At 63.5% G+C, this 7,429-nt stretch carries 7 protein-coding genes; 5 read left to right on the top strand and 2 right to left on the bottom strand.

Translation table 11 applies throughout. The features are described 5' to 3' along the window. The first annotated feature begins 141 nt into the window (after window positions 1-141). Window positions 142-489: a hypothetical protein gene (locus WBF82_RS09990; RefSeq protein ID WP_424382882.1), complete on the top strand. Its 348-nt coding sequence runs from the start codon at window positions 142-144 to the stop codon at window positions 487-489. A gap of 250 nt (window positions 490-739) precedes the next feature. On the opposite strand, the gene WBF82_RS09985 is transcribed toward WBF82_RS09990, so the two are convergent. After that, a complete protein-coding gene (locus WBF82_RS09985) occupies window positions 740-1,780 on the bottom strand; it encodes a DUF4185 domain-containing protein (protein ID WP_424382881.1) in 1,041 nt (346 codons plus the stop codon). 643 nt (window positions 1,781-2,423) lie between these two features. Here WBF82_RS09985 and WBF82_RS09980 point away from each other — a divergent pair. The 4 genes from WBF82_RS09980 (at window position 2,424) to WBF82_RS09965 (ending at window position 6,268) form a co-directional block, all read left to right on the top strand. Beyond that, window positions 2,424-2,981: a hypothetical protein gene (locus tag WBF82_RS09980; protein ID WP_424382880.1), complete on the top strand. Its 558-nt coding sequence runs from the start codon at window positions 2,424-2,426 to the stop codon at window positions 2,979-2,981. A gap of 92 nt (window positions 2,982-3,073) precedes the next feature. Then, on the top strand, window positions 3,074-4,117 hold the full coding sequence (locus WBF82_RS09975) for a hotdog fold thioesterase (protein ID WP_424382879.1): 1,044 nt from the start codon (window positions 3,074-3,076) through the stop codon (window positions 4,115-4,117). A 90-nt stretch (window positions 4,118-4,207) separates the two neighbouring features. After that, window positions 4,208-5,401, top strand: a complete 1,194-nt coding sequence (locus tag WBF82_RS09970; protein WP_424382878.1) for an amidohydrolase family protein — start codon at window positions 4,208-4,210, stop codon at window positions 5,399-5,401. Window positions 5,402-5,431: 30 nt separating this feature from the next. After that, window positions 5,432-6,268: an enoyl-CoA hydratase-related protein gene (locus WBF82_RS09965; protein WP_424382877.1), complete on the top strand. Its 837-nt coding sequence runs from the start codon at window positions 5,432-5,434 to the stop codon at window positions 6,266-6,268. A gap of 69 nt (window positions 6,269-6,337) precedes the next feature. On the opposite strand, the gene WBF82_RS09960 is transcribed toward WBF82_RS09965, so the two are convergent. Next, window positions 6,338-7,429, bottom strand: a 1,092-nt coding sequence (locus WBF82_RS09960; protein ID WP_424382876.1) for an FAD-binding protein, incomplete at its 5' end; no start/stop codon positions are given.

Here is a 7,429-nt window from a genome sequence, read left to right as displayed (position 1 = left end):
CCCAAGACAGTGGAGTTCGTCGACGAGATCCCCCGCACGGCGGCGACCAAGGTCAATCGTTCGGCGATGATTTTGGCGCGCGGAGGGTAGCGCCGGGCCCCTTAGTATCGATTTGTCATCGTCAACTAGTTGGGGAAAACCATGTCAGGCACTGCACGTTTTGTCGGCTTAGCACCGGACAACGCCGATGAGATCCTCAAGATCGTGGCTGTCGGCGACGTTGAGCTGTATCACGTCGCCCCACCGTTGGGTGGTTACTCGGTGGTCGCGGCCGTGGAAACGATGTGGGCAATGCGCGCGCGTTTCGTCGGGGATCCCACGCCGCCCGAGGACCCGGTCTCGACCCGTCTGTACGGGGTAACCGGGGGCGAGGCTGCACGCATCGAGTCATACGACGAACTTCATCGTGCCGATGGCAGAAACATCGCCCGGGCATTTACCGAAGCCGGCTATCGGCTGCTCGGCAAATCGGATTCGTCAAGCGGGTAGAGCGACTCAACATCCTGTGCTGTCGTGGCAAACGCCATATCCCAGGTGACGCCGTCTGGAACTGGGCCGGTCATCGACAGGCCACTATCCGGGCGTTATTTGAAACTTGTACTGTGGCAATGGTGGTCCGGGGCACCGTGTGCCACCGCCATTGTCGGCGTGAGCAGTACCTGCTGCCAGTCCCCCGCCACACCGCCGCCTAGCAACGCCATCCTTCCCAATCTCACCGTCGCATCTGGGCCGCTCTGGCCTAGGGCAGCGTGGTGTGCATCAACATCACGCTGTACGCCGACCACAGCGAGAGGTTGAAATACAGGTCGTGGCCGGCTGACCAGGGGTGGATGAACGGGGCATAAATGCCGCCAGGAAGTTGTGTCGACGTCACCAGGGTCTGCGCTGCGCTCCACGGTCCCTGCGGATTGTCCGCTGTCCGCATGACGACATTGTTCAAGCCGTCGCAGTAGAGCACGACGTACTTGTTGAGATAATCGTTGTACTGAACTGACATCTCGCTCACCGGGGCCGAAATAACCGGCGTGGCAGACCACGGACTGTTTGCGATCCACGACGGCGCGGCAAACGGATTCCACCACGGTTTGCCCCAGTATTCGTACTGATTGAGGTCCAGCACAGCGTTCTCGGGGACGCGCGACACATATGCCGAGCCGGAGCGCCCGGACGGCGTGCCGAATGAGTACACATAACCGTCGCGGCGGACGAACGCCCCCTGCTGAAAGTTCTGGTTGCCCCAGTTGAACCAGACGCTGGGCACGCTGAAAAAGAAGCTAGGCCGGACGGTTCCACGGTTTGCAGTCCACGTTTCGCCGTTGTCGGTAGAAGTTGCGATTGCCGAAAAGTTCGTGGTCCATTGGCCAGGATTGCCCCACTGCTGGACGGACATGAAATTGACGTACTGCGTTGTCCCCACCGCGATGCCAGCGGTGGGAATGATGGTCACTTCGGTTGGCGCGAGATTAAGGCTGGCGATGATCTGCCTGGAAAAGTTCGATCCCGGTGGAGTCGCGGACAACACCGGCGAGCCCGCGTAGACGTTGGCGAACACCGGATCGGGCACCGACACTCCGTCGGACAGATTGCGGTCCGCACTACGAAGCAAGGTGTTGCTCCGCCATTGTTGGCTGGGAACGCTGCAGTCGCCGAACGTGTCGCCGAATGCCATGAGCACCTGGTCATTCGCGCCGGTTTGGCCGTTGTCCCACACGATCCCGAGATCGGCGCCGGAGATAGCGAAGCGTGTGTAGGTGTTGTTCGGGCTGTTGGGTCCGTTCACCCAGTTGACGATCGCTGTCGTCGGGCCCGTACTGGCAGCTGCGTTTGGACCCGGAGTGATCGGACTCGTGGGGTTCGGCACCTCTTGGGCCGCCGGGCCGGGGGGCACAGGCCAGGGCAGCACTGCGCCTTCTTGTTGCATCGGCGCGAAGTTCAGCCCGCCGGTTGCTGTCGGGCCTGCGGCCGCGGCTGGGAGCGGGCCAAGCCCAGGCGGCGCAGCCTGGTTCTGGGCACCGCGCGGCATGCGCCCCGTCGGCACGTGTTCAACCGGGGGCACCGCCGCCCCCGGCAGCGGCTGAACGCCGTTCGGTGCCGCCGCGGAAAACGATTGCGCGCAAGGTGCGGCGGCCGCTGAAGGAGCCACGACAACCGGAGCCACGAGTCCAATAGCGGTCACCGACGCCACCGATATCGGTGCGAGTCGGGGAAATACCGACAACGTCAAACCTCCGATGGGTGCCTGGACTTCCCGATGGCTCGTCAACAGCCGACGCGCAAGGATCGAACCTGTGACAATAGTGACTACAGTGAGAATTGGGATCAGTGATACGCCGGATCGGTATCCGGTTGTGACCGCGTCACAACCACCACCAAGGCCCCGTGGAGGCCGGGCTCGACGCGGCGGCCGAGGATACTCAACAGTCATGACCGGCTATGGCGATGGCGAACTCTCGGATGCCCACATCGCGGCGATGTCACCAGATGAACGCAAAGACTTGATCCAGCGTTTGGAGCGCCCGCTCGACGATGTGTTGCCACCGGTAATGGCGAGACGCATGCGGCGAAACCGGTTGACCCTGATGGTGGGCGGCGCTATCGCGCTGATCCCGTGGACCGTCTACCTCGGCTTCACCTTGCCCGCGAACTATGTCGCCCATAACTGGCCCGCGACATGGATCGGCTTTGACTGCCTGCTCATCGCGTTCATGACCGCTACCGCGGTGCTGGGCTGGCTGCGCCGACAGCTGGTGCTGCTCGCCGCGTTCACAACAGGGGTTCTGCTGATCTGTGATGCCTGGTTCGACATCATGACCGCCGGCCCGAGCCAAATGCGGCTCTCGGTGCTGACCGCGGCGCTCGGCAACCTGCCGCTCGCGGCGATCATGATCAGCGGCGCAGTGCGGATCGTGCGGCTGACCGCCACCCGGCTCTGGTTTCTCGACCCCGGAAAGCCGGTCTGGCGCCTGCCGTTGCTGCCATAACCGCGTCCCCGTCCCGCCGGTCTAACCGTCCCTGTGGAAACCGCGGTAACCTCATTCTCACAGCACCCTTCAGTGCGCGATAAGGAGGCGGGATGGCCCCGGATGACGAAGCCGAATCGACGACGCGTGCTGCCCGCTTCATCAAGACGGCCGTCGAGATCCTGGGCGAGACGGGGCGCACCGACTTCACCGTGCAAGAGGTGGTCGCCCGTTCCAAGACCTCATTGCGGGCGTTTTATCAGCACTTCAGTAGCAAGGACGAATTGCTGATTGCGCTGTTGGAGCGGACCATGGCGCAGTCGGCACAAACCTGGCGTGCCGAGACCAACGGGCTGGACAGCACCGCCGCGATCAAACTGATCATCGACCGGATCAGCGCCGAGCCCGAGTCGAGCGTCCAGGACAGCCTGAATCGGGCGATGAACCTCTACAACCAGCATCTGGCCGAAACCCGGCCCCGCGACTATGCCCAGGTGCTCTCCCCGCTGCACGAGCTGATTCGAGACGTCGTGCAGCGCGGTATCACCGAAGGAGTTTTCCGGCCTAACCTTGATGTCGGGCCCGCGGCGGCGATCGTCATGCAGACCATCCTGGGCGCCCTCCGATTGCATTGGCTGGGGGCCGAATTAACTGGCGCGCCAATCGATTCGGCCCATCTATACGACTTCTGCATCCGCGCCCTGGGCGCAGACGACGGCGTGCCGCCGGCGCCGCCGACGCTGAGCGAGCTGTTCAGCCAGATCGGAATGCGGCCGGGCGATCGCAACGGCGAGTTCGCGATGACGATGCCGGTCAGCCCTCAGGTAGTCAACACGTCCGGCGCCCTGCAGGGTGGGCTGGTGGCCACGCTGGTCGACGTTGCGGGCGGACAGTTCGGGTTGGACTACCTGCAGGAGGGCACCACGATGACGACCGCCGACCTGTTCATCCGCTACCTGCGTCCAATCCGGCAAGGCTCGGCGTTCGCGGTACCGCGGATGCTGCGCAGCGGCCGGCGCGCGATGGTGATGCAGATCGACGTCTACGGCGACGGCGGCGGCGGTGATGCCCAGGAAGAGCTGCTCGCGACGGCCACGGTGAATTTCGCCGTCATCAACGGGGCGACCCCAAAGCTGCCCGACTGGCCCCGTGCCTAACCCCGCCGCCGAGCGATTACAGCTTGTTGCACAGAAGTGGTAACGTCATTACCACCCACTGAGAACCCAGTCTTTTGCAAGGAGATCGCCATGCCGTCTCGCGAGCTTTCCTTCCCGGTGTTCGACGCCGACAACCACATGTATGAACCGCAGGAAGCGTTGACCAAGTTCTTGCCGGACAAGCGCAAGAACGTGATCGACTACGTGCAGGTTCGCGGTCGCACCAAGATCGTGGTGCGCGGCCACATCAGCGAGTACATCCCCAACCCGACCTTCGAAAAGGTCGCGAAGCCGGGCGCTCAGGAGGACTACTTCCGCAACGGCGCGCAAGGCAAGACCTACCGCGAGATCCTGGGCGAGCCGATGAAGGCGATCCCCGCCTTCCGTGAGCCCGCGCCGCGGCTGGAGGTCATGGACGAGCTGGGCATCGACTACGCGCTGATGTTCCCTACCCTGGCCAGCCTGGTCGAAGAGCGCATGAAGGACGACCCGGAGATGACCCACGACGTCATCCACGCGCTCAACGAATGGATGCACGAGACGTGGTCGTTCAACTACCAGGACCGCATCTTCGCCACCCCGGTGATCACGCTGCCGATTGTCGAGCGCGCGCTCGAGGAATTGGAATGGTGCTTAGAGCGCGGGGCCCGGACCGTGCTGGTCCGTCCGGCGCCGGTGCCGGGATACCGTGGCAGCCGGTCATTCGGACTCGAGGAATTCGACCCGTTCTGGCAGGCCTGCATCAAGGCCGAGCTTCCGGTCTCGATGCACGCCTCGGACAGTGGTTATTCCGAGTTCGCAAACGTGTGGGAACCCGGCGACGAGTTCCTGCCGTTCAAGCCGACCGCCTTCCGCAGTTTCGCGATGGGCCATCGGCCGATCTTGGACGCAATGGGTGCGCTGGTGTGCCACGGCGCGCTGTCGCGCAACCCGGAGCTGCGGATCCTGTCGATTGAAAACGGCGCAGACTGGGTGCCAGACCTATTCAAGGGTCTCAAGGGCGTCTACAAGAAGATGCCGAACTCGTTCAGCGAGGACCCGGTCGAGGCGTTCAAGCGCTGCGTCTACATCACCCCATTCTGGGAGGACCGGTTCAACGAGATCGTCAATATGGTCGGCACCGACCGGGTGCTGTTCGGATCCGATTGGCCACACCCCGAAGGCCTGAAGGACCCCATCTCATTCGTCGACGAGCTCACCGATTTCGGCGAAGAAGACGTCGCCAAGATCATGGGCGGCAACCTGATGAAGCTGATGAAGGTCGCCAAGCCGGTATCCGCCTGATTCGACGTTTACCGTAATAGGGTCGCCGACATGGAGGAGCGCACCCTCGAAGCGGTTATCTACCAGCGTGACCCGCCGATAGCGCGGATCATTCTCAACCGCGTCGACAAGGCCAACACCAAAGACGCCACGCTGGTGACCGAAGTCGACCAATGCCTGCACGAGGCCGACCGAGATCGCGAGATCAAAGTGGTGATCCTCAAGGCCAACGGCAACGGCTTCTGCGGCGGGCACGTTGCCCGCTGGGGTCCCGACGAGAACCCATACCCGGACTTTGGCGACACGTTCGAGGATCTCTACAAGGGCACCGCCGACCTGTTCTTGTGGCCGACGTTGTACCTGTGGGAGTTTCCGAAGCCGACGATCTCGCAGATTCACGGCTACTGCATGGGCGGCGGTATCTATCTGGGCTTGCTGACCGACTTCTGCGTGGCGTCTGAGGATGCGTATTTTCAGATGCCGCTCGCGCAGAGCCTCGGCGAACCCGGTGGGCACACGATGATCGAGCCGTGGCTGCTGATGAATTGGCATCGGACGATGGATTGGCTGCTGCTGGCGCCGACGCTGTCCGCGCAGGAGGCGCTTGACTGGGGGCTGCTGAACAAGGTGGTTCCCCGTGCGGATCTCGAGTCCACTGTCGAGGAGATGGCGCGCAAGGTCGCCCAGATCCCGCTGACCACGCTGATGGCGGTGAAGAACAACGTGAAACGCGCCTACGAGTTGATGGGTATGCGGGTGCACCTTCAGGTCAGCCACATCCTGACCAACATGGTCGGCGCAGCATCCGACGTTCAGGCACGCCGAGCCGAGCTCATGCAATCCGGCTTGAAGCCAAGGGATTTCGTAGACCGCGACGAGTCTTCCTAGCGCGAGCAGACGCAAAAGCCCCCCCCGCCTCGGCGTGTCGCGGGCTTTTGCGTCTGCTCGCCGTGGAATCTAGCGGCTCCGCTCGCCGGCTAGCTTGCGCCCCGCCGCGTGCCGCGCGGCGACGTAGCCGAAGACCATAGAGCTGGCGATGCTCGCGCCGGCGCCCGGATAGGTCCGGCCCATCACCGTCGCCGTGGTGTTGCCGGTCGCATAGAGACCATCGATCACCCGGTCGTGCTCGTCGAGAACCTGGGCGTGCTCGTTGGTGATCACCCCGCCACACGTGCCGACGTCGGCCGGATAAACCTTGGTCGCGTAGTAGGGCGCACGCCCGAGCGGCCCGATGGCCGCATTCGGTCGATACCCCGGATCGCCTAGGCAGTCGTTGTACGCCGACTGACCCCGACCAAAGTCGGGGTCGAGGCCTTTGGCCGCGAACTTGTTGAATCGCTCGACCGTGCGCGCCAACGCGTCAGCGGGCACGTCGATCTGGCGCGCCAATTCGCCTATGGTGTCGGCCCGTTTCACCGCGCCACTCTCAATCAGCGCGGACGGCAGTCGACGTTTCAGCGGGTTGGCGCCTGCCACATAGCGACGCACGTACCCGTCGTCGAACACCATCCAGCAGGGCACCGCTTTGTTGGCGTACATCGCCTTGCCCACTTCGACGTAGGAGTTCGACTCGTTGCAAAAACGTCGGCCGCTCGAGTCGACATAGATGGCGCCTGGTCGTTGTCGCCCCGAACCCAGCGAGGCGGCGGTGGTACCGCCGTTGGCGATGAACACCGAAGGAAGCCACCAAGCTTCGTCCAACAGGTCGGTTTTCGCGCCGAGCCGCATCGCAGTTTGCAAGACCTCGCCGGTGTCGCCCGCGTTGGCGATCGACCACTGCGCCTCGTTGGGCTGATCGCCGCTGTAACGGCGTCGCATGTCGGCGTTGTGGCCGAACCCGCCCGCCGCCAACAGAACTCCCCTACGCGCCTGAACATTCAACGGTGTTCCGTCTCGGATGATGCGCGCACCGACGACTCGGCCGTCTTCGACGATGAGGTCGTCCATCGCCGAATTGGTCCACAGCGGAGGCTCGCCGTCGCAGAGGTCGATCAGCGACTTGAGCATCTGCCCGATCAGCGAAGCGCCGTTGGTGAGGAGCTGACGGCG

It is taken from the genome of Mycobacterium sp. (genome assembly GCF_049673265.1).
Lineage (GTDB): Bacteria > Actinomycetota > Actinomycetes > Mycobacteriales > Mycobacteriaceae > Mycobacterium.
The sequence above is the reverse complement of the archived record's forward strand: the minus strand, read 5'-3'. Positions and strand labels throughout refer to the sequence as shown.